This is a genomic window from Bradyrhizobium sp. RP6, from assembly GCF_003837805.1.
Lineage (GTDB): Bacteria > Pseudomonadota > Alphaproteobacteria > Rhizobiales > Xanthobacteraceae > Bradyrhizobium.
This window is the reverse complement of sequence record NZ_RQIT01000021.1, coordinates 21,116-41,863: the sequence shown is the minus strand read 5'-3', so window position 1 is coordinate 41,863 and position 20,748 is coordinate 21,116. Positions and strand designations below refer to the sequence as shown.

The 20,748-nt window shown below is 66.0% G+C and carries 19 protein-coding genes; 9 read left to right on the top strand and 10 right to left on the bottom strand.

Annotated elements, in window-relative coordinates; translation table 11 throughout:
- Positions 1–74 precede the first annotated feature (74 nt).
- Positions 75–1,406, top strand: coding sequence for a T6SS phospholipase effector Tle1-like catalytic domain-containing protein (locus tag EHH60_RS28755; RefSeq protein ID WP_124162751.1), 1,332 nt, complete (start codon positions 75–77; stop codon positions 1,404–1,406).
- A gap of 171 nt (positions 1,407–1,577) precedes the next feature.
- Complete coding sequence (locus tag EHH60_RS28750; protein ID WP_124162750.1) at positions 1,578–1,829, top strand: PilZ domain-containing protein; 252 nt, start codon at positions 1,578–1,580, stop codon at positions 1,827–1,829.
- 57 nt (positions 1,830–1,886) lie between these two features.
- On the opposite strand, the gene EHH60_RS28745 is transcribed toward EHH60_RS28750, so the two are convergent.
- The 5 genes from EHH60_RS28745 to cobS form a co-directional block, all read right to left on the bottom strand.
- Entirely contained in the window at positions 1,887–2,294 is a 408-nt protein-coding gene (locus EHH60_RS28745) for a hypothetical protein (RefSeq protein WP_124162749.1), read from the bottom strand.
- A gap of 171 nt (positions 2,295–2,465) precedes the next feature.
- Positions 2,466–3,578 (bottom strand): NADH:flavin oxidoreductase/NADH oxidase, encoded by a 1,113-nt coding sequence (locus EHH60_RS28740; RefSeq protein ID WP_124162748.1) that lies wholly within the window; start codon positions 3,576–3,578, stop codon positions 2,466–2,468.
- A 320-nt stretch (positions 3,579–3,898) separates the two neighbouring features.
- Positions 3,899–4,984 carry an esterase-like activity of phytase family protein gene (locus EHH60_RS28735; protein ID WP_124162747.1) on the bottom strand — a complete coding sequence of 362 codons (1,086 nt, stop codon included), beginning with the start codon at positions 4,982–4,984 and terminating at the stop codon, positions 3,899–3,901.
- Entirely contained in the window at positions 4,981–6,885 is a 1,905-nt protein-coding gene (gene cobT, locus EHH60_RS28730) for a cobaltochelatase subunit CobT (RefSeq protein WP_124162746.1), read from the bottom strand. Before cobT ends, EHH60_RS28735 begins: the two co-directional genes overlap by 4 nt.
- Positions 6,886–7,040: 155 nt before the next feature.
- Positions 7,041–8,039 (bottom strand): cobaltochelatase subunit CobS, encoded by a 999-nt coding sequence (gene cobS, locus EHH60_RS28725; RefSeq protein ID WP_057196971.1) that lies wholly within the window; start codon positions 8,037–8,039, stop codon positions 7,041–7,043.
- Between the two features lie 298 nt (positions 8,040–8,337).
- On the opposite strand from cobS, the gene EHH60_RS28720 reads away from it, so the two are divergent.
- Positions 8,338–8,997 (top strand): DedA family protein, encoded by a 660-nt coding sequence (locus tag EHH60_RS28720; protein ID WP_124162745.1) that lies wholly within the window; start codon positions 8,338–8,340, stop codon positions 8,995–8,997.
- 175 nt (positions 8,998–9,172) lie between these two features.
- Here the strand turns inward: EHH60_RS28720 and EHH60_RS28715 are convergent, their stop codons facing one another.
- Positions 9,173–10,393 (bottom strand): citrate/2-methylcitrate synthase, encoded by a 1,221-nt coding sequence (locus EHH60_RS28715; RefSeq protein WP_124162744.1) that lies wholly within the window; start codon positions 10,391–10,393, stop codon positions 9,173–9,175.
- Between the two features lie 72 nt (positions 10,394–10,465).
- Between EHH60_RS28715 and EHH60_RS28710 the strand changes: the two genes are divergently transcribed.
- On the top strand, positions 10,466–11,581 hold the full coding sequence (locus EHH60_RS28710; protein WP_124162743.1) for a citrate synthase/methylcitrate synthase: 1,116 nt from the start codon (positions 10,466–10,468) through the stop codon (positions 11,579–11,581).
- A gap of 258 nt (positions 11,582–11,839) precedes the next feature.
- Here the strand turns inward: EHH60_RS28710 and EHH60_RS28705 are convergent, their stop codons facing one another.
- Positions 11,840–12,472: a J domain-containing protein gene (locus EHH60_RS28705; protein WP_124162742.1), complete on the bottom strand. Its 633-nt coding sequence runs from the start codon at positions 12,470–12,472 to the stop codon at positions 11,840–11,842.
- A 127-nt stretch (positions 12,473–12,599) separates the two neighbouring features.
- On the opposite strand from EHH60_RS28705, the gene EHH60_RS28700 reads away from it, so the two are divergent.
- Positions 12,600–12,869: a BolA family protein gene (locus EHH60_RS28700; protein ID WP_124162741.1), complete on the top strand. Its 270-nt coding sequence runs from the start codon at positions 12,600–12,602 to the stop codon at positions 12,867–12,869.
- A gap of 49 nt (positions 12,870–12,918) precedes the next feature.
- Here the strand turns inward: EHH60_RS28700 and EHH60_RS28695 are convergent, their stop codons facing one another.
- The 3 genes from EHH60_RS28695 to EHH60_RS28685 form a co-directional block, all read right to left on the bottom strand.
- Complete coding sequence (locus tag EHH60_RS28695) at positions 12,919–14,271, bottom strand: hemolysin family protein (protein ID WP_124162740.1); 1,353 nt, start codon at positions 14,269–14,271, stop codon at positions 12,919–12,921.
- 67 nt (positions 14,272–14,338) lie between these two features.
- Entirely contained in the window at positions 14,339–15,481 is a 1,143-nt protein-coding gene (gene aroB / locus EHH60_RS28690; protein WP_124162739.1) for a 3-dehydroquinate synthase, read from the bottom strand.
- Positions 15,478–16,104: a shikimate kinase gene (locus tag EHH60_RS28685; protein ID WP_124162738.1), complete on the bottom strand. Its 627-nt coding sequence runs from the start codon at positions 16,102–16,104 to the stop codon at positions 15,478–15,480. Before EHH60_RS28685 ends, aroB begins: the two co-directional genes overlap by 4 nt.
- 172 nt (positions 16,105–16,276) lie before the next feature.
- On the opposite strand from EHH60_RS28685, the gene EHH60_RS28680 reads away from it, so the two are divergent.
- The 4 genes from EHH60_RS28680 (at position 16,277) to EHH60_RS28665 (ending at position 20,747) form a co-directional block, all read left to right on the top strand.
- Positions 16,277–16,423 carry a hypothetical protein gene (locus EHH60_RS28680; RefSeq protein WP_035669499.1) on the top strand — a complete coding sequence of 49 codons (147 nt, stop codon included), beginning with the start codon at positions 16,277–16,279 and terminating at the stop codon, positions 16,421–16,423.
- A 17-nt stretch (positions 16,424–16,440) separates the two neighbouring features.
- Positions 16,441–17,397, top strand: coding sequence for a site-specific tyrosine recombinase XerD (xerD, locus tag EHH60_RS28675; RefSeq protein ID WP_124162737.1), 957 nt, complete (start codon positions 16,441–16,443; stop codon positions 17,395–17,397).
- Positions 17,398–17,737: 340 nt separating this feature from the next.
- The gene (locus EHH60_RS28670) at positions 17,738–18,700 is read left to right on the top strand and encodes an acetyl-CoA carboxylase carboxyltransferase subunit alpha (protein WP_124162736.1); all 963 of its coding nucleotides are present in this window, start codon (positions 17,738–17,740) and stop codon (positions 18,698–18,700) included.
- A gap of 526 nt (positions 18,701–19,226) precedes the next feature.
- A complete protein-coding gene (locus tag EHH60_RS28665; RefSeq protein WP_245454612.1) occupies positions 19,227–20,747 on the top strand; it encodes a L,D-transpeptidase family protein in 1,521 nt (506 codons plus the stop codon).
- Position 20,748: the final 1 nt, after the last annotated feature.

The window sequence follows — 20,748 nt, the reverse complement described above, 5'->3', positions numbered from 1 at the left end:
TCAATTTGCCGCTGTCCTCCGAACGGGTGTTTCCGCTATACTCTCCCCGGTAGCATCACCCCGAGGTGCATCCCATGGAGTCCGCAGCCACCACCGACCGCAAGCTAGATCCGAAACACCTCGTCATCTGCTGCGACGGCACCGGCAACGAGATCAGCGAGAACATCTCCAACGTCCTGAAGCTCTATCGCTGCCTGCGCAAGACCGACAAAACGTCGCCGCGGCAGATGGTGTATTACGATCCCGGGGTCGGCACGGTGACGGAGCCTTCGACGTGGCACCGCTGGAAGACCAACATCAACCTGGTGCTGGGGCTCGCCACCGGCTACGGGCTCGATGACAACGTGCTGTCGGCCTATTGCTTCCTGGTTCAGCATTACGCGGCCGGCGACAGGATCTACCTGTTCGGCTTCTCGCGCGGGGCCTATACCGTGCGGGTGCTGGCGGGGCTCATTCACAAGATCGGCCTGATCTCGCCGGAGCAGGCAAACCTCGCAGGCTCGGGCCTCATCGCCTACAAGCAATATTCCGGCACCGGGCGCGGCAACGCGGTCGAAGACGTCGAGGGCGTCGCGAGCGACGAGAGCGGGCCGCTGCCGAAGGACACGTTCGACCTCGCCGCGCAGTTCGCGCGCATCACTTCGACGCGCTGGCCGACCATCCATTTCATCGGCGTGTGGGACACGGTGGCGAGCGTGATCGTGCCGCGCCCCGACCGCCTGTTCTGGCCCAGCCTGGAGGAGCTCGCCTTCACGCTGCGCAACCCCAGCGTCAGGATCTTCCGGCAGGCGATCGCGATCGACGAGCGGCGCTGCATGTTCCGCCTGAAGCAGTACCGCGACCCGCAGGACTTCTGGAGCAACCGCTACGTCCCCGACGAGAAGAAGGTGCCGCAGGACATTCTGCAGGTGTGGTTCGCCGGCGTGCATGGCGACATCGGCGGCGGCTATCCGGAATCCGAAAGCGGCGATTCGAAATATCCGCTGATCTGGATGATCGAGGAGGCCGCCAAGGCCGGGCTGAAGTTCAACCCGAGCACGGTGAACCAGCTCGCCTTCGGCGTTCCGCGCAAGAACTCGCCGTTCCACTATGTCGCGCCGGCCTACACCGGCAAGACGGGTCAACTGCACGATTCGATGACGCCGGCCTGGCGCGTGCTGGAGTATCTGCCGAAGAACGCCAGGTACAAGGAATGGCCGGCGCGGAAGGTCTATTTCGGCTTCTACATCCCCAATTGCGAGCCGCGCGTCATTCCCGAAGGCGCGCACGTGCATGAGAGCGTGCTGAAGCGGATGGCCGTGGAGCCGGACTACCGGCCGGTGAACATGCCGAAGGACTACGTGACGGTGCCGATGCCGGCGGAGCCGGGGCACGCGGAGGCGGCGGGGGAGAGCACGACGGGGTGATGGGAGCGCTTACCCTCCCCTGGAGGGGGAGGGTGGCCCGCTACCGCTACATTCTTCCGTCGCCGCTACTTTTCATTAAAATTCTCGCCGCTGCTTTAGCCGGTTCGCATCTTCTGCGCGTCATCATGGCGGCTCGAGTACGCCGCGAAACCTTGCGGAGCTGGAGGAGACGTGCCGCAATTCCCACGCAAATATACCCGCGTGAAACCCGCAGGGCTGGTGTCGCGGCAAGCCAAGATCATCACCGACCCGCGCGCGCCGGTGATCCCCTGCACGCTGATCGACTACTCGCCCGGCGGGGCCTGCGTCGATCTCGGCGGCCAGGTGAAGATCCCCGATCGCTTCGAGCTGCTGCACGTCAACACCAAAAAGCGCTGCCGCATCGCCTGGAAGCGCGGCACGCGTGTGGGCGTGGTGTTCTGAGGGATAGCAGCCGGCGGCTTGCTCACCCTCCCCTGGAGGGTGAAGAGAGAGAGCGCGCTACTTCCGCATCCTCGCCTTGGCGCCCGCGACGATCTGCATGAGGACGCCGGCGAGCCAGCCGGCGAAGACGAGCCAGGTCCAGAGCATGTGCGGATCGATCCGCAGCACGATGACGACGACGGAGACGAAGGCGGTGAGCGTCGCGAACAGCGTGCCGGCGGCGCTCATGAATTCGGCGGCGTCGATCTGGCTGTGTGCATCGTCGAACGGCATCTGCGGCGTGTCGATGCCGAGATAGAAGCCGATGCCGCCGAGCAGCATCATCAGCAGCAGGAAGCCCTGCGTGGTGAGCGCGGGAATGGCCGATCCGACATAGGCGCCGATGAACAGCCCGCACGCCGCGCCGGCCATCGCGAGGCCGACGCGCTCGAAGATGTGAGCCGCTTTGCGGACAGGATAACGCATGGGCAGCCCTCCGTTGCCTCGCCTGCGCGGAAGGTTAGGCCAGTTTTGGAGACTGTGGAAGCAGCGGAGGTTTACGGATGCGGCAGGGAAGCGAGGGGGCGAAAGCGCGCTCCACAATGGTGATGAGGCGCCGCTATTGCGTCACATAAGCAGGGGGCGCGACGCGTCCCCTTACCGCGCGCCGAACGTGGTCTTGCCGAACAGCGCCTTCTGCGTCGAGGGCTGCGAGCGCCAATATTGCGGCGGCGCTTCGACCTCGCCGCCGAGCGCGGCGGCGGCGTGCCAGGGCCAGCGCGGATCGTAGAGCATGCCGCGGGCGAGCGCGACCATGTCGGCCTTGCCCGATGCGACGATCTCCTCGGCGTGCTTGGCGTCCGTGATCAGGCCGACGGCGATGGTGGGCAGGCCGGTCTCACGGCGGATGGCGTCCGCGAACTGCACCTGATAGCCGGGGCCGAGCGGGATCTTCTGCAGCGGCGAGACGCCGCCGGAGGAGGCATCGATCCAGTCGACGCCGCGCGCCTTCAGCGCTCGCGCAAATTCGATCGTCTGCGCCAGATCCCAGCCGCCCTCGACCCAGTCGGTCGACGACACCCGCATGCCGACCGGCTTGTCGGCGGGGAAAGCGGCACGGACCGCGTCGAACACTTCCAGCGGATAGCGCATGCGGTTCTCGAGGCTGCCGCCATATTCGTCGGTGCGCCGGTTGGAGATCGGCGACAGGAACTGATGCAGGAGATAGCCGTGCGCACCGTGCACCTCGATGGCGTCGATGCCGAGCCGCGCGGCGCGCTTCGTTGAATCGACGAAGGCCTCGCGGATGCGCTTCAGGCCCGAAGCATCCAGCGCCAGCGGGGCGGCCTCGCCCTCCTTGTGCGGCACCGCGCTCGGGCCGACGGTCTGCCAGCCACCGTCGCTGACGGGAATCAGCTGGCCGCCATCCCAGGGCCGCGCGCTCGAGGCCTTGCGGCCGGCATGGGCGAGCTGCATCGCGATCGCGGTGGAGGAATGCTTGCGCACCGAATTGAGGATCGGCTTCAAGGCGGCCTCGCAGGCATCGCTGTAGAGCCCGAGGCAGCCCGGCGTGATGCGGCCGATCGCCTCCACATGCGTCGCCTCGATGCAGAACATCGAAGCGCCCGACAGGCTGAGATTGTTGATGTGGGTGAAGTGCCAATCGGTGGCGACGCCGTCGTCGGCCGAATACTGGCACATCGGCGACACCACGATGCGGTTCTTCAAGGCCAGGCCGCGCAGCTTGATCGGGGAAAACAGGACGCTCATGCGGGGAGTTCCGGAGGATGGAGGGGCGATGCGGGGAGTGTAGTGGGAGACGCGCGGATTGCTAGGCGCAAGGGGGAATGGCGGGTCGCCCCGGCGTGCATTTCCGCAATCGTCTGGTCGCAACAGCGCGGCCGCAAAAACGGCTGTCGTCCCTGCGCACGCAGGGACCCATCACCCCAGGGAGCGGTTTGGCGAAGATTGGTCGTTCGGGACTTCTATCTGCTGACCCGATAGATCACGCAGTATGGGTCCCTGCGCCCCGTGCGCAATTGCGCACTAGGCAGGGACGACAGCGGGGGTTTGCAGAGACGACAGCGGCCCTACTCCGCCAGCGTGAATTGCAGCAGCAAGGTGCGCTGGAGCATCGAGAAATTGTCGTCGGAGACGAGGGTCAGCACCGTCTCGCCTTCGCTCGTGACGTGGGCGTCGATGCCTTCCATGTTGTCGATCTCGTGGCCGAGATCGGCGGCGAACAGCGCAGGACCATCGACCAGCGCACCGGGCGCGATCGACTTCAGCGGGATCGAGCGGATGCGGATGTTGACGCCGGTGAACCAGGAGAATTTGCGTTCGAGGATGAGCAGCTCGCCGGAGGGCAGCAGCACGGCATCGCTGATGTCGTAGGTCTCGGTGCGCCGCACGCTGAACTGGCCGGGCGTGGGGCCGCCGATCAGGAAGGCGACGAGGTTGCCGTTGGCATCCAGGCCGCGCTCGGAGAAGGCGATCAGGGTGCCCGCGAGCGGCATGTTCTGGTCTTTGCCCTTGGGCACGACGACCATCGCCTCGAGCCCCTTGTTGTAGGGCAGCTTGCGCAAGGCCGGCGGCACGCCGATCACCTCGCCGCGGGCGCGCGTGCCGCCCTTGGCAAAATCGTAGCGCAGGATCTGGTTGACGCGCTCGAGCCCGACATAGACGAGGTTGCCGTCGCGCGCGAGCGATTCCGAATCCCACCAGAGGCGCTTCTCCGTGATCGGCCGCCCCTCGGCGCCGAGCAGCGGCGCAGCCTCGACGTCCGAAAGGCCCGTCATCTCGCGGCCGGAATAGCGGATGGCGCCGGTGAACCAGCCACCCTGGTCGGAGATCGCGAGGAAGCGCTCGCCCTTGCCGTCGAGGAAGCGGAGGCCCGACAAGCCGCCGAAGCCGCGATAGGGCGAGGTCAGCACCATGCCGCTGCGATATTCCAGCGAACCGAAGCGCGTGCGCGAACGGTCGCGCCGCTCGAAATTGGGAATGCTGCGCGCGTTGACCTCGACGCTGACGGGCGCGGCGACGGCGTGCTCGACCTGGAGCGCGCGCGGAGGCGGTTCGGCCACGCCTTGCGCCCGCGCGAGAGGAGAGACTGCGAGAGTGGAGAATCCCGCCGCTGCGTGCCTGAGAAAGCTGCGGCGGGATGAACGCGTGCTCACGAATGCAATTTGCGTCGCGGGCGACCGGGTGCTTGCGTAGGCGCCGTGTTGGTCTCGCTGAAGAGTTCGGCGAGCTTCTCGGTGATGGCGCCGCCGAGCTCCTCGGCGTCCACGATCGTCACCGCGCGGCGATAGTAGCGCGTCACGTCATGGCCGATGCCGATCGCGATCAGCTCGACGGGCGAGCGGGTCTCGATCTCCTCGATGATATGGCGCAGGTGCCGCTCGAGATAGTTGCCGGGATTGACCGACAGCGTGGAATCGTCGACCGGCGCGCCGTCCGAGATCATCATCAGGATCTTGCGCTGCTCGGGCCGGCCGAGCAGGCGCTTGTGCGCCCAGTCCAGCGCCTCGCCGTCGATGTTCTCCTTCAGGAGCCCCTCGCGCATCATCAGGCCGAGGTTCTTTCGCGCGCGCCGCCACGGGGCATCCGCCGACTTGTAGATGATGTGACGGAGATCGTTGAGGCGGCCGGGATTGGCCGGCTTGCCGGCAGCAAGCCACGCCTCGCGGGACTGGCCACCTTTCCAGGCACGCGTGGTAAATCCCAAAATCTCGACCTTGACGCCGCAACGCTCCAGCGTGCGCGCGAGAATGTCGGCGCAGGTCGCCGCGACCGTGATCGGGCGTCCGCGCATCGAGCCGGAATTGTCGAGCAGCAGCGTCACGACGGTGTCGCGGAACGTCGCCTCCTTCTCGTGCATGAAGGACAGCGGGTGATAGGGATCGGTGACGACGCGCGACAGCCGCGCGGGATCGAGGATGCCCTCTTCGAGGTCGAACTCCCAGGCGCGGTTCTGCTGCGCCATCAGCTTGCGCTGCAGCCGGTTGGCGAGGCGGGCGACGATGCCTTGCAGATGCGCGAGCTGCTTGTCGAGATAGGCGCGCAGGCGCTCCAGCTCGTCATGGTCGCAGAGGTCCTCGGCCGCGATCACCTCGTCGAACTTGGGCGCGAAGGCGTGATATTCCGGCCCGCGCGGCTCGTTCTTGCCGTGCGCGTTCGGACGCGTCGCCTCGCCGGGCGTTTCGTCGTCGCCGAGCTCGCCGTCCTCGAACGTATCCGAGGTCGAGGCCTGCGCGCTTTCCATCGCGCTCTCGCTCATCTCCTCCGAGCTCGCCTGCGCCTGGTCGGCGCTCATTTCCTGCGCGGCGTCGGAATCGGGCGAGCCTTCGGCGCCGGACTGGTCGTTGTCGCCGTCCCGGTTCTCGTCGTTCTCGTCATTGTCTTCGCTGTCGGCGTTGCGCTCGTCGCCGAGCTCGAGCGCCGACAACAGATCGTGCACGGCATCGCCGAACCTGGTCTGGTCCTCGACCACGCCGTCGAGCCGGTCGAGCCGCTTGCCGATCTTGTCTTCGAGGATCGGCCGCCAGAGATCGACCATTTTCTTCGCCGCCGCCGGCGGCGCGAGGCCGGTCAGGCGCTCGCGCACCAGCATCGCCAGCGCATCGGCGAGCGGCGCATCGGCGCGGTCGGTGATCTCGTCGAACTTGCCGCGATGGAAGTGGTCGTCGAGCATCGCGGTAAGGTTCTTGGCAACGCCCGCCATGCGGCGCGCACCGATCGCCTCGACGCGCGCCTGCTCCACCGCCTCGAACACGCCGCGCGCCTGCGGATTGCCGGGCATCAGCTTGCGATGAACCTTGGGATCGTGACAGGCGAGCTTGAGCGCGATGGAATCAGCGTGGCCGCGCACGACCGCGGCATCGCGCTTGGTCATCTTGCGCGCCGGCTCGGGCAGCCGCGCCTTGCCCGGCGCAAGCCCGGGCCGCTCGGCCGCGAAGCTGACGTCGAGCTCCGGCGTCTTGGCGATCGCCTTGAGGCAGGAGGCGACCGAGCGCTTGAACGGCTCGGTCGGCGCTTCCTTGTTGCTACGGAATTTGGAGTTGGAGGTGGTGCTCATCTCGATCTCACCGTCGTCCCCGCGAAGGCGGGGACCCATAACCACAGGACGTCGTTTGACGAAGGGCGGGAACTGACAGCTCGCGCCGCAACGCGGGCCTGGGGTTATGGGTCCCGGATCGGCGCTCGCTGGTCCGGGACGACATCGTGGTTGCGTCAGCTCAGCGCCACGTTCACCGCCGATTCCGGCAGCTCCGCGTTGAAGCAGCGCTGATAGAACTCGGCGACCAGCGGACGTTCGAGCTCGTCGCATTTGTTGAGGAAGGTGACCCGGAAAGCAAAACCGATATCGCCGAAGATGTCGGCGTTTTCCGCCCAGGTGATCACCGTGCGTGGGCTCATCACCGTCGACAGATCGCCGTTGGCGAAGGCGTTGCGGGTCAGGTCGGCGAGGCGGACCATCTTGTTGACGATGTCGCGGCCCTCCTGGGTGCGATAGTGCTTGGCCTTGGCCAGCACGATCTCCACTTCCTCGTCGTGGCTGAGATAGTTCAGCGTGGTGACGATGGACCAGCGGTCCATCTGGCCCTGGTTGATCTGCTGGGTGCCGTGATAGAGGCCCGAAGTGTCGCCGAGGCCGACGGTGTTGGCGGTCGCGAACAGGCGGAACGCCGGGTGCGGCTTGATCACCTTGTTCTGGTCCAGCAGCGTCAGGCGTCCCGAGACTTCCAGCACGCGCTGGATCACGAACATCACGTCCGGGCGGCCGGCGTCGTATTCGTCGAACACCAGCGCGACGTTGTGCTGGAGCGCCCAGGGCAGGATGCCGTCGCGGAATTCGGTGACCTGCTTGCCGTCGCGGACCACGATCGAGTCCTTGCCGACGAGGTCGATACGGCTGATGTGGCTGTCGAGGTTGACGCGCACGCAGGGCCAGTTCAGGCGGGCGGCGACCTGCTCGATATGGGTGGATTTGCCGGTGCCGTGATAGCCGGTCACCATCACACGGCGGTTGCGGGCGAAGCCGGCGAGAATGGCAAGCGTGGTGGCGCGGTCGAAGCGGTAGTCGGAATCGACTTCGGGCACATGAGGATCGACTTCGGAATAGGCCGGCACTTCGAGATCGCTATCGATCCCGAACACCTGGCGAACCGACACTTTCATGTCGGGCAGACCGGAAACTTCCTCAACTTTGGACAGGGCGGCGGTCGTCATCAATCCTCCGAGGTCCCGGGCGGTCCCGAAACCGGTTATTCGCACGTTGGCTGCGGCTGGGTGCTGGAAAGCAACCTATCAGAGACACGGGGCCGGCAGAAGCCCGACCTCCAATCAAAGTTCCGTCGTCTTTTCATTTAGATAGGCAAGGAACGCAGTTTTTGGAGGGCTGCCTTGCGAATCCCGCTCGAATTTCGGGCGGGGCAACGCCTCTGCCTGCCCAAATGGCAGGTTTGCCGCACGTGCTTACTTAGGTAGGGTCCGAACTCCAAACGCTCCAGCCCGCCACAGAGACGACGTGACGTCCTTCCTCGACCCTCTCATCTCCTTCGTCTCGGCCCATGCATGGCTGGGCTATCTGGTCCTTTTCCTGGCGGCGCTGCTCGAAGCCGTTCCGGTGGTGGGATCGGTGATTCCCGGTTCGACCATCATCCTGGCACTGAGCGCCCTGGTCCCGGGCGGCGAACTGCAGCTGCCATGGGTGTTGGCGGCGGCCGCGCTCGGCGCCGTGCTCGGCGACGGGTCGGCCTACTGGATCGGGCACCGGCGGCAGCGCGAGATCCTCAGCACCTGGCCGCTGACCAACTATCCGCGCGTGGTCGCCGAGAGCGAGAGCTTCTTTAACCGCTTCGGCACCTGGGCCGTGTTCTTCGCCCGCTTCGTGCCGCCGGTCCGCGCTTTCGTCCCGGTGACCGCCGGCGCGCTCGGCATGGCGCCGGCGAAATTCTACGCGGTGAACATCCCGGCGATCCTGGCCTGGGCGCCCGCGCATGTGCTGCCCGGCGTGCTGGCGGTGTCGGCCCTGCACGAATATGCCGGGCTGCATCATCATGAGCATGTCGGCAAGCACATCTGGATCTTGACCGTGGTTGGGGTTGCGATCGCGGGGGGTGTGGCGTTGTGGATCTACCGCCGCCGGCGGCACGGCTCTGCCGCCGTGGCCAAGCCGGGGGAGTAGGGTGCTGCTACGCCAAAGGCATCGTCCCTTCGAACGCAGGGATCCATAACCACAGGGAGTGGTTTGGCGAAGGTTAGTCGTTCGATACTCCTGTCGATCGCCATCGATGGATCACGCGGTATGAATCCCCGCGTTCGCTGGGACGACAGCAGAGAGCGACGCGGCAGCCGAGCTTCTAACCAGCAGCTCCCATCCGCCGTCCCGGCGCAGGCCCGACATACCTTGCCCGCGGCCGGATCAGCTTGCCGAACTGCAATTGCTCGCTGGCATGCGCGATCCAGCCGACGCTGCGGGCCATGGCGAACAAAGCGAGCTCGCTGCCCGCGGGCAGGCGCAGGGCGTGCACGAGCACGGCGAGGGCATAGTCGATGTTGACGAACTCGCCGGTTGCTTCCGCGATACGTTCCGGCACCTCGCGGGTGAATTTTCGCGGCGCGCCGGCGCGCGACAGCGCGTTCAGCAGCGACTGCGCGCGGGGATCGCCGCGCTTGTAGACGCCGTGACCGAAGCCGGCAAAGCGCTCGCCGAGCGCGACGCGCTCGCGCACCATCGGCTCCACGTCGCGGTCAACCAGCGTTTTCACGAGCTGCGAGGCCAGCACGCCGGCTCCGCCATGCTTCGGCCCCTTCAACGCGGCGAGCCCGGCGACGACCGAGTCGTATAGATTGAGGCCGGTCGAGGCCGCGCAGCGCGCGGTGAAGGTCGAGGCGTTCAGCTCGTGGTCGGCGAGCAGAACCAGCGCGCGGCGGATCAGCTCGGGCGCATGCTTGTTGTCCGCCGCCCAGGCCCTGGCGATCTGCTGGTGCAACGGCTCGGCCGCGGGCTCGGCGTTGAGCATGGTCGCGACCAGCAGGCGGACGATGCGCGCGCCGACCAGCGCGCGGCCATCGGGCGCGCGGGTGAAGGCGCGGGGATCGGCGCTCGCGGCCAGCGCCAGCACGGCGATGGCGCGGTCGATCGGCGCCGCCCGGCGCGCGGCCGCTGCGATCATGCGCATCTCCTCGGATATCTCCGGCTGGTTGTCCGGGTCGAACGGATCGACGCCGGAGACGTCCCAGAGCAGCGTCGCCGTGTGCTCCAGCGTGTCGCTCCCGGAGAGATCGACGCAATTGACGCCGCGATAGATCGCGCCCTCCTCGGTGATGGTCGAGATCTCCGTGTCCATCACCGGCAGGTCGGCATCGAAGCTGCGCAAGCCCCGCGGCTCCGGTGCCGGCACGCGGCGCTCCTTCAGCGCGCGCACGTCCTCGGCCCGATAGCGGTTCTTGCGCGAATCCGGTGTCGGCTCGGAGCGGATCAGGCCGCGGCTGACATAGGCGTAGAGGGTTGCCGGGGAGATCGCGAGCTCGGCGGCGGCTTCCCGGGCGGAGAGGTACAGCCCATCGGAATTTTTCATATTGATTTATGTAATCAAGATTGATCAATCTGTCGAGAGGCCCGACCTTTCCGGCGTGAAAGGAGACAGGCCATGAACATTCACCTCACCAAAAGCCAGATCGGATTGGACGGCGTCCCTGCGGCTGAAACCGTGCTGAGCCATGTCGACGGCGAGCGCGGCGAGCTGATCATCGCCGGCGAACATGTCGGCAGCCTCGCCGCCAAATCGAGCTTCGAGGACGTCACCGCCCGGCTCTGGAACGGCGCCAGCAAGAGCAACCTCAGCGAAGCCAATGTGCGGGCAAGCCTCGGCACGGCGCGCGAGCGCGCCTTCACGCGGCTGGACGAGCTGTTGCCGGCGACACGCGGCATGGGCATCGTCGACGGGTTTCGCGCAGCCGTTGCCGGACTTCGCGCCGAGCACGGGCTCGAACACGAAGCGACCATCGTCGGCGCGTTTCCGGTGATTGCAGGCGCACTGGTCGTGATTGCAGGCGCACTGGTCCGCCGCGCCAGGGGGCTCGAGCCGGTCGCGCCCGATCCCGGCGTGAGCCACGCCGCCGACACGCTGCGCATGCTGCACGGGCGGGCGCCTGCAACACGCGAGGTCACCGCGCTCGATGCGTATCTCGTCACGGTTTGCGACCACGGCATGAACGCCTCGACCTTCACGACGCGTGTGGTGGCCTCGACGCAGGCCGACCTGTTCGCCGCCGTGACCGCAGGCTATTGCGCGCTCACCGGTCCCCTGCATGGCGGCGCACCGGAGCCGGTACTGGAGATGCTGGATGCGATCGGCTCGCGCGAGCGGATCAAGCCGTGGGTCGACGCGGCGCTGGCGCGCGGCGAGCGGCTGATGGGCTTCGGTCACCGCGTCTATCGCGTGCGCGACCCGCGCGCCGACGTCTTGAAGACCGCGATCGAGGCGCTGGCTTCCAACGGCGCCGACCTGCCCTTCGCCGGCGAGGTCGAAGCCTATATCCGCGCAGCGCTGCGCAAGAAGAATCCGGAGCGGCCGCTGGAGACGAATGTGGAGTTCTTCACTGCGATCCTGCTCGACGCGCTCGCGATTCCAAGGCAGGCCTTCACGCCGATCTTCGCGGTGGCACGCGCCGCGGGGTGGACCGCACACGCGCGCGAGCAGCAGCGAACGGGACGGCTGATCCGGCCGAGTTCGTCGTATGTGGGGGCGATGCCGAAGGCGTGACGTCTCTGCTGGAGGTCAGGCGAACGCTGCGCGTCTGCCCTCTCCCCTTCCGGGTGGCATAGGCGGCCTTCGGCCGCCGTTCTCAAGAACGCCGATGCTTCGCATCGGCTATGGCGCAGCAGCGAGACGGGTGAGGGGTTGTCTCCGCGTCCTCATCTCTTGCAGTTTGAATTCGCGGAGAGAGAGCCCTCATCCGGCGCTTCGCGCCACCTTCTCCCGCAAGGGAAGAAGGAAAGAAACGGAATGCCGAAGGAGGCCTTACGCCTCCCGCACCACCGTCTTCAGATAATTATACGCCTTGATGATCTCGATCAGGCGATCTTCGGTGGAGCGATCGCCGCCATTGGCGTCGGGGTGGTGCTGCTTGACCAGCGCCTTGTATTTCGTCTTGACGTCGGCGAGCGTGGCGCTGGGGCCGAGGCCCATGACCTGGAGCGCCTTGCGCTCGGCGTTCATCACCTTGCGCGTCTCGGCCTTCGGCTGGGCGTCCGGGCCCTTCCGCCAGCTCGCGCGGCCGTTGATCTCGCTGAACATGCTGAACGGATCGGACGCCATGTCGATTTCGGCTTCCGCGCCCTTCTTGCCGCCATTGGCGCCCATCTTCCAGGTCGGGCGGTGGCCGGTCAGCGCATCCTTCTGGTAGCGCGCGACGGCGTCGGCGTTCATGCCCGAGAAGAAATTGTAGTTCTGGTTGTACTCGCGCACGTGGTCCAGGCAGAAATGCCAATACTCGCGCTGGTTCTCGCGCCCCTTCGGCGCCCGGTGCGAGCCCTTGTTGGCGCAGCCCGCCCACTCGCAGGCGACCGCGGTGTCGCGCGGCTTCACTTCCGGCTGCTTGCCACGCGGCTTGACGCGGATGGAGTCGAAGAACTTTGATGAATCGATCGGCATGGCTGACTATGACTACGCAATGCAAAAACCTTCAAGTCTTGACATTGCAATTCGCTGAGCACCCGGTCGCAATGACCTTGGACGTCCGGGTATTGACGGGGTGCGATCGCGCACCTTAATGGCACACATGGCTATGAAAGACACTATCAGCAACAGGTTGCAGGAAGCTTTCACGCCCGAAAGCCTGCAAGTCGTCGACGAGTCACATCTGCATGAGGGGCACGCCGGCCATCGGCCGGGCGGCGAGACGCACTTCCGTGTTTATATCGTGTCTGCTTCCTTCAAAGGGAAGAGCCGGATCGACCGACATCGCATGATAAATGCGGCGCTCGCCGCGGAACTCTCCGGCGGCGTGCACGCGCTCGCAATCCAGGCGCAGGCGCCGGGGGAAGGTTAGCCTCGTCATTCCGGGGCGATGCAGCGCGGCATCGACATCGTCAGCAGCCCTAAAACGATTTCCCTGCCCTTCTCGGCTTTGCCCCTTCCAGCTCGGCCTCGCGTGGCACCGGTGAAATACGGAGCGCGGTGATGCGGTTGCGCTCGCGGCGGAGGACGCGGAAGCGGAAGCCATGGAAGGTGAAGCTCTGGCCGCGGTCGGGAATCGAGCGCGCCTCGTGAATGACGAGGCCGGCGACCGTGGTTGCCTCTTCGTCGGGCAGATGCCAGTCCATGGCGCGGTTCAGGTCGCGGATCGGCACCGAGCCGTCGACCACGACGGAGCCATCGGGCTGGCGGCGCACGCCGGCGACCACCACGTCATGCTCGTCGGAAATATCGCCGACGATCTCCTCCAAAATGTCTTCCAGCGTCACGAGGCCTTCAACCTCGCCATACTCGTCGACGACGAGCGCGAAATGGGTCTTGCGACGGCGGAACGCCTTGAGCTGCTGGGATATCGGCCGCATTTCCGGCACGAACCAGGGCGGCAGCATGATCGTGGTGACGTCGATGCGCGAGGTATCGCCCTCCGCCGCGCGGATGGCCCGCAACAGATCCTTGGCGTGCAGAATGCCGATGATGTTTTCCGACTTGTCGCGCCACAGCGGAATGCGGGTGTATTCGGTGGCCAGCACCTCCCGCACCAGTTCCTCCGGCGGCAGGTCGGCATTGATCATCACCATGGCGGTGCGATGAACCATCACGTCGGACACCGTCAGCTCGCCGAGGCGGAAGACATTGTGAATATACTCGGCCTCGCCGCTCTCGATCTTGCCGTGCACGGCCGATTCCTCGACCAGGCCCTCGATCTCGGAATCCGTCAGGATTTCGTGCTGCGAAAACTCCTGGACCCCGATCAGACGCAGGATCGCGCTCGAGGCCGCGTTGAGGCACCAGCTCAGCGGATAGAACACCAGGTAGGAGACATGAAGCGGATACACGATCCACTGCGACACCGGCATCGGCTCCCGGATCGCGAGCGTTTTCGGCACCTGCTCGCCGATGATGATGTGCAGCGAGGAGAAAACCAGGAAACCCGCCACGAACGAGGTGAAATGCAGCGTGGCGTCCGGCAATCCGAGCGGAGCGAGGATCGGACTCAGCAGCGCAGACACGGTCGGCTCACCGATCCAGCCAAGACCGAGTGAAGCCATGGTGATGCCGAGCTGGCAGCAGGCGAGATAGGACTCGATATTGCCCATCATCGTCTGCAGCAGGCGGGCGCCGAAGCGATTTTGCTCGACCATGGCCTTGACGCGAAAGCCGCGGCTCTTCACCAGCGCAAATTCCGCAGCCACATAAAACGCGTTGGCGGCGAGCAAGAGGACCGCCAGCAGAAGATTGATCGAGATCGAACTCATGTTTGCCTCGCGACCGCCTCGGCATTCCCCGCCGTTTCGCGGGCGGCCGACCTGAACGGTCCCGCCATCACTGCGACAGTTTCGACTGCAGGAAATCGCGCACCAGCGCCGGCTCGACGTCCTTGGCGATCACCGCGCGTCCCACGGCCTCGAGCAGGATGAAGGTGAGCTTGCCGCGCGCGACCTTCTTGTCCTGCGCCATCAGCGCCATCAGCGCATCGGCATCGGCAAGTCCTTCCTGCGCAAAACCGGCGATGTCCTGCAAGCGCGTCGGCAGGCCGGCTTCAATCAGGTGCCGTTCGACGCGCGCCGCGTCCAGCTCGCCGATCATGCCGAGCCTGGCCGAGAACTGCGCCGCCAGCGTCATGCCGATCGCAACGCCCTCGCCGTGGAACAGACGGTCGGAGAAGCCGGTCGCCGCTTCCAGCGCATGACCGAAAGTGTGCCCGAGATTGAGCAGCGCGCGCTCGCCGGTCTCGCGCTCGTCGCGCGAGACGACGCCCGCCTTGGCGCGGCAGGAGGTCGCGATCGCGTGCTCGCGCGCCGAGCCGCCCTTGAAGATGTCGGAATGGTTCTTCTCCAGCCAGGTGAAGAAGGCCTCGTCGCCGAGCACGCCGTATTTGGCGACCTCGGCATAGCCGGCGCGGAACTGGCGCGGCGACAGCGTGTCGAGCACGGCGGTATCGGCAATGACCAGCACCGGCTGGTGGAAGGCTCCTAACAGGTTCTTGCCCTGCGGCGAGTTGATGCCGGTCTTGCCGCCGACGGATGAATCGACCTGCGCCAGCAGCGAGGTCGGCACCTGCACGAAATCGACGCCACGGCGCAGGATCGCCGCGGCAAAGCCGGCGAGATCGCCGACCACGCCGCCGCCGAGTGCGATGACGAGATCGTTCCGCTCGATCCTGGCGGCGATCAGGGCTTCGCTGACTTTTTCGAGGCCCGCATAGGTCTTGGAGATCTCGCCTTCCTCGACGACGATGCGCGAGGTCGGAATGCCGCTTGCTGCGAGCGACGATTCGGCCGGCTCGAGCCAGTACTTTGCAACGGTGCGGTCGGTGACGACAGCCGTACGTACGCCGGGCCGCAAGGCTGCGACCCGTTCGCCAAGCGAAGACAGCGTGCCGCGGCCGATGACGATGTCATAGGCGCGGTCGCCGAGCGCGACATCCACCTTGACGGGATCGGAATGTTTCAACGGCGCAGTCATCGTATGGCACTCGCAACGTCGGCAGATGGTTGGGCGGCCTGTCCGCCGCAGAGATGGGCGTGCAGCGCCTCGATGCATTCCTCGACGATTCTGTCGTGCGGCACGTCGCGCGAGGCGATGGTGAGGTCGGCATTCGCATAGACCGGCTCGCGCTCGGTGAGGAGGCGCGTCACGGTTCCCTCGGGATCGGCGGTCTGGAGCAACGGACGGTCGGCACGGCGGCGCACGCGGCGCATGATGACGTCGTGGTCCGCCTTCAGCCAGACCGAGATGGCTTTCGCCGCGATGCGCGCACGCGTCTCTTCGCGCATGAAGGCGCCGCCGCCGGTCGCCAGCACGATCGGCCCGCCCTCGAGCAGGCGCGCGATCACCCGGGCCTCGCCGTCGCGAAAATAGGGCTCGCCATGGGTCGCAAAGATTTCCGGAATGGTCATGCCGGCGTGGGCCATCTCGATTTCGACATCGGCATCGACAAATCGCAGGCCAAGCCGCGCCGCCAACCGCCGGCCAATGGTGGACTTGCCCACTCCCATCATGCCGACCAGCACGATCGAGCGCGCGCCGAGCGCCGACAGGATGTCGGCCTCAGAGGTCGCTTGTGCTGGCACCGCGGCGTCGGACATTGTCTCGCTCGATTGGATCTCGCTCCAACTGCCGCCGGGGGCGGCATGCTTTGGCCACCTATACGACCCCATGGGAGCCCTCGCCAGAGGACTCTTGCCACGAAACGGCGAACATGTTGGATGATTTCATTGGTTAATTTGCCCGTCTGGACCCTTCTTCGAGATCTCGCCGATGCCCAGCCTGTTCCGCTTCCTGACGGTCGTCGCCGTGATCGCCGGCATCGTCTATGGCGTGGTCTTCGCACTGGCGAATTTCGTCAATCCCAAGCCGCGGGAAATGACGGTGACGATCCCGCCGGATAAGTTTCTCAAGAAATAGGAGCTAGCCTCCAGGGCATGCGCACCAAGCCCTCAGACGCCAAGCTCATCGGCCTGTTCCTCGACATGCTCGCGGCGGAACAGGGCGCGGGCCCCAATACGCTCGACGCCTATCGCCGCGACCTCACCGATTTCTCGGAGTTCCTGGGTCGCGCCGGCCGCAGTTTCGCGGATGCGGAGACGCAAACGCTGCGCGACTATCTCGCCGATCTCGACACCCGCGGCTTCAAGTCCACCAGCGTCGCCCGCAGGCTGTCGGCGATGCGACACCTCTACCGCTTCCTGTTCAACGAGCGCATCCGCGGTGACGACCCGGCCGCGATCCTGTCCGGCCCCAAGCGCGGCCGCGGCCTGCCGAAGGTGCTGTCGATCGCGGACGTCGACCGCATGCTCCGCCGCGCCAAGGAGTTGAGCGAGGCGGAAGATGCCTCGCCCTCGAAGCGGCTGCGCGCTTTAAGGCTCTACTGCCTGCTCGAGGTACTCTACGCCACGGGCTTGCGCGTTTCCGAGCTGGTGGCGCTGCCGCGCTCGGCAGCGAAGCGCGACGCCCGCATGATCGTGGTGCGCGGCAAGGGCAACAAGGAACGGCTGGTGCCGCTCAACGAGGCCTCGCGCCAGGCGATGGCGGATTACCTTGCCGCGACGGAAGCGGCAAAAGCCGACAAGAAGAACAGCGTTGCCGCGTCGAAATGGCTATTCCCCTCCTTTGGCGAGAGCGGACATCTGACGCGCCAGCATTTTGCCCGCGACCTCAAGGAGCTCGCGGTCGCCTCCGGCCTGCAGGCCCGGCTGGTCTCGCCGCACGTGCTGCGCCACGCCTTTGCCAGCCACCTGCTGCACAATGGTGCCGATTTGCGCATCGTGCAGACCCTGCTCGGCCACACCGACATCTCCACGACCCAGATCTACACCCATGTGGTCGAGGAGCGGCTGAAGAGTCTGGTGCGCGACCTGCACCCGCTGGCGGAGAAGTGATATCTCGTGCCCCGGACGCAGCGCAGCGTGACATAAGCGCGTTAGCGCGCGTCTTCGACGCGCTATGGCGCTGCTGATCCGGGGCCCTGCCGCATGCTGGGTCCCCGCTCTGCGCAGCAGCGCTAAAGGCGCTGCAGCGCGTCCGGGACACGCGAGGTCGACCGGGACGATGATGAAACCGCCTTGACTTCCGCCACATCTGCGCGGAAAGAGCCGGGGCCTCACGCTTGATTTGGCTGGCGCCATACAGCGCACAAGCCAAACCATTGAAGATGCTACACTTCTTTCCGCGACCCTAACCTCGCTTCGCTCCAAGGCCCCGTCCCCCTATATTGAGTTGATGCAAGACCAGATGCGCAGCTATCTCGACTTCGAAAAGCCCGTCGCCGAGCTCGACTCCAAGGTCGATGAATTGCGGGCGCTCGCTGCCTCCGGCACCGACATCAGCGACGAGATCGGACGGATCGAGGACAAGGCGGCGCAGGCGCTGGCCGACCTCTATCAGAACCTGACGCCGTGGCAGAAGACGCTGGTGGCGCGGCATCCGCAGCGGCCGCATTTCAACGACTTCATCAAGGGCCTGATCACCGAATTCACCCCGCTCGCCGGCGACCGCAAGTTCGGCGAGGACGAGGCGCTGGTCGCCGGCTTCGGCCGCTTCCGCGGCGAGCCGATTTGCGTGATGGGCCAGGAAAAGGGCGATTCCACCGAGAGCCGGATCCGGCACAATTTCGGCATGGCGCGGCCGGAAGGCTATCGCAAATGTGTGCGGCTGATGGAGATGGCCGAGCGCTTCGGCCTGCCGGTGCTGTCGCTCGCCGATTCCGCGGGCGCCTATCCCGGCATCGGCGCCGAGGAGCGCGGCCAGGCCGAGGCGATCGCGCGCTCGACCGACGCCTGCCTGGCGCTGACCGTGCCGAACGTCGCGATCATCACCGGCGAGGGTATGTCGGGCGGCGCCATCGCCATCACCACCGCCAACAAGGTCCTGATGCTGGAGCACGCGATCTACAGCGTGATCTCGCCGGAGGCGGCGTCCTCCATCCTCTGGCGCGACGGCACCAAGGCGCAGGAAGCCGCCAACAACATGAAGATCACCGCCCAGGACATGCTCCGCTTCGGGGTGATCGACCAGATCCTGAAGGAGCCGGTCGGCGGTGCCCATCGCGACCCCGCCGCCATGATCGCCACCACCGGCGAAGCCATCGCCAAGGCCTTCGACGAGCTCCGGGACCTCGACGCCGAGGCCATCCGCAAGCAGCGGCGGCAGAAATTCCTCGATATCGGCCGGAAACTGGGCTGATTCGGGCTTGTTGCCGTGTCCCGGACGCGCTGCAGCGTGGAACGCTGCTGCGCAGAGCCGGGGACCCAAGAGGCCGCACAGCTCGCCCGCAGCATGGGACCCGGCTCAGCAGCACACCGCCAAGAGGTGCTGCGCTGCGTCCGGGGCACGAGACCGCCCGCGGCAAGCCCCCAGTAACCCCGCATTAACCCTTTTTTTGCCCAAATCGGCGATCTCAGTGGCGGTTTGGCCGTGTAGTCCAAGTTCCGGCCCAGTTTAAGTCTCTGTTGACCACAGCTTTGGGCCAACGCCCTCGTGATCCCCGCTCGGGTTGCGACCACATGACCCAGAGGTTAGAATTTTACTCAATGGCTTCAGGGCACAAGCGCTGGAGCGTGAGCTGAAAAAGCCCGTCATGACGGGTCCGGTTTGCCGGTCGGATCATGCTCCAGAAGAATTGGGGTTCGCGCTCGCTGCCCGGCACGGTGTGGGGTCCATCTTGATTTCTCGTTCGCTTGCTCGCGCACTCTTGGCTTCGGTTGCGCTGATGACGGCCGGCGTCCTGCTGTCCGGCTGCAACAGCGACCAGATCTCGCTCGCAACCAACGCCAAGGCCAACCAGCCGGTGCCGCCGAAGCTGATCGCCGCGATGGCCGAGAAGGACATGGACCTGCAGTCCCCGATCCTGGTCCGCCTGTTCAAGCAGGAGGCCGAGCTCGAGGTCTGGAAGCAGACCCGCTCGGGCAAGTTCGCGCTGCTCAAGACCTATCCGATCTGCCGCTGGTCGGGCGACCTCGGCCCCAAGGTGCGCGAGGGCGACCGCCAGGCGCCGGAGGGATTCTACTCGATCAATCCGAGCCAGATGAATCCGCAATCGGCCTATTACCTCTCCTTCAACACGGGCTATCCGAACGCATTCGACAAGGCGCTGGGGCGCACCGGCTCGCAGTTGATGGTGCATGGCGATTGCTCCTCGCGCGGCTGCTACGCGATGACGGACGAGCAGATCGCGGAGATCTATTCGCTCGGGCGCGAATCCTTCTTCGGCGGCCAGAAGGCGTTCCAGCTGCAGGCCTATCCGTTCAAGATGACGCCGGTGAACATGGCGAGGCACCGGAACAATCCGAACATGCCGTTCTGGAAGATGATCAAGGAAGGCTATGATCATTTCGAGGTGACGCGGCAGGAGCCGAAGGTCGATTTCTGCGAGAAGAAATACGTGTTCGACGCGGCGAAGCCGGCGGACGCCAAGCGCGATCCGGTGTTCGACGCCTCGGCGAAATGCCCGGCCTATGTGATCCCCGAGGAGATCGCCGAGGCCGTGCGCGGGAAGCAGGCCAAGGACGAAACCGAATACGCCAGGCTCGTCGCCAAGGGCACGCCGGTGGCGCGCATGAACACCGGCATCGACGGCGGCATGAACAAGGTGTTCGCCGCCAAGATTCCGGAAGGCTCGACCGGCCTCTCCGAGAGCGCCGAAGGCACCACGCTGCAGATGCTGGCCATGGCGAAGGCGCCGGGCACGATCCCCGGACACGTCAATCCGCCCAAGCCGAATCTCGACTCGGTCGCATCCGCGCCAGCGACGCAGGAAGAGCCGGTTGTCGCCGTCAGCGCGCCCGCGACCACGCGCGTCGCCGCGGCTGCGCCGGCGGAGAAGGCTCAAGAGAAATCCTCGGGAGGCGGCTTCTTCTCAAATCTCGGCCGCAAGATGGGCCTCGGCACCGCCGACACCACGGCGACCACGCCTCCGCCGCAGGCCACAGCGTCCGTGGCGCCGGCCCAGACGTCCGTGACGCCGCCCACGGCAGCATCGAGGCTCAAGGCCGCAGTGACCCGCTTCGTGCCGGGGCATGACAAGTCCAAGGACAGTGCGAAGGATGCGCCGAAACCGACTGTGGCCGCCAAGCCCGCCGAACCGGCGAAGCCGGATACGCGCCTTGCCGCGACGCGTCCGGCGCTGAAGCCGTCGGTCTCGGACGGCGCGGGCGAAGCGACGCAGATCATGGGCGCCGCACCGGTGGTGCAGTCGAACTCGTTCGACAGCCGCTTTGGGGCTGTGAAGTAGG

What these genes read in the sequence shown, in the direction of transcription:
- EHH60_RS28755 (WP_124162751.1), top strand. Translation starts at nt 75, where the DNA reads ATGGAGTCCGCAGCCACCACCGACCGCAAGCTAGATCCGAAACACCTC.
- EHH60_RS28745 (WP_124162749.1), bottom strand. Translation starts at nt 2,294, where the DNA reads ATGCGTTATCCTGTCCGCAAAGCGGCTCACATCTTCGAGCGCGTCGGC.
- EHH60_RS28740 (WP_124162748.1), bottom strand. Translation starts at nt 3,578, where the DNA reads ATGAGCGTCCTGTTTTCCCCGATCAAGCTGCGCGGCCTGGCCTTGAAG.
- cobT (WP_124162746.1), bottom strand. Translation starts at nt 6,885, where the DNA reads ATGAGCACCACCTCCAACTCCAAATTCCGTAGCAACAAGGAAGCGCCG.
- cobS (WP_057196971.1), bottom strand. Translation starts at nt 8,039, where the DNA reads ATGACGACCGCCGCCCTGTCCAAAGTTGAGGAAGTTTCCGGTCTGCCC.
- EHH60_RS28715 (WP_124162744.1), bottom strand. Translation starts at nt 10,393, where the DNA reads ATGAAAAATTCCGATGGGCTGTACCTCTCCGCCCGGGAAGCCGCCGCC.
- EHH60_RS28710 (WP_124162743.1), top strand. Translation starts at nt 10,466, where the DNA reads ATGAACATTCACCTCACCAAAAGCCAGATCGGATTGGACGGCGTCCCT.
- EHH60_RS28705 (WP_124162742.1), bottom strand. Translation starts at nt 12,472, where the DNA reads ATGCCGATCGATTCATCAAAGTTCTTCGACTCCATCCGCGTCAAGCCG.
- EHH60_RS28700 (WP_124162741.1), top strand. Translation starts at nt 12,600, where the DNA reads ATGGCTATGAAAGACACTATCAGCAACAGGTTGCAGGAAGCTTTCACG.
- EHH60_RS28695 (WP_124162740.1), bottom strand. Translation starts at nt 14,271, where the DNA reads ATGAGTTCGATCTCGATCAATCTTCTGCTGGCGGTCCTCTTGCTCGCC.
- aroB (WP_124162739.1), bottom strand. Translation starts at nt 15,481, where the DNA reads ATGACTGCGCCGTTGAAACATTCCGATCCCGTCAAGGTGGATGTCGCG.
- EHH60_RS28685 (WP_124162738.1), bottom strand. Translation starts at nt 16,104, where the DNA reads ATGTCCGACGCCGCGGTGCCAGCACAAGCGACCTCTGAGGCCGACATC.
- EHH60_RS28680 (WP_035669499.1), top strand. Translation starts at nt 16,277, where the DNA reads ATGCCCAGCCTGTTCCGCTTCCTGACGGTCGTCGCCGTGATCGCCGGC.
- xerD (WP_124162737.1), top strand. Translation starts at nt 16,441, where the DNA reads ATGCGCACCAAGCCCTCAGACGCCAAGCTCATCGGCCTGTTCCTCGAC.
- EHH60_RS28670 (WP_124162736.1), top strand. Translation starts at nt 17,738, where the DNA reads ATGCAAGACCAGATGCGCAGCTATCTCGACTTCGAAAAGCCCGTCGCC.
- EHH60_RS28665 (WP_245454612.1), top strand. Translation starts at nt 19,227, where the DNA reads ATGACGGCCGGCGTCCTGCTGTCCGGCTGCAACAGCGACCAGATCTCG.